The organism is Psychrobacter sp. TB20-MNA-CIBAN-0197, from assembly GCF_040309765.1.
Classification (GTDB): Bacteria; Pseudomonadota; Gammaproteobacteria; order Pseudomonadales; family Moraxellaceae; genus Psychrobacter; species Psychrobacter submarinus.
In genome coordinates this window covers 1-246 of the sequence record NZ_JBEOPC010001174.1, presented here as the reverse complement: position 1 = coordinate 246, position 246 = coordinate 1, and the positions used below count along the sequence as shown (strand labels likewise).

General features: G+C 41.9%; 1 pseudogene. It reads left to right on the top strand.

What is annotated here, in order from left to right:
* A pseudogene (locus AAEY83_RS17640) lies at positions 1-246 on the top strand (hypothetical protein); the annotation flags it as partial.

Sequence of the window (246 nt, the reverse complement as noted above, 5' to 3'; positions counted from 1 at the left end):
ATACAGAGGTTGTTGTTCAAGTCATCGAACAATTTGTGAACAGAGGTCTTGATACAGAGGAAGCTTTCCGTCAAACGCTTCTTCAACTAAAAGGCTCTTACGCAATTGCCCTTTTCGATAACGAAAACAAAGAAACAATCTATGTGGCGAAAAACAAAAGCCCATTATTGGTTGGTTTCGGCGAAGATTTCAACGTTGTGGCTTCTGACGCAATGGCGATGCTTCAAGTAACGAACGAATATGCGG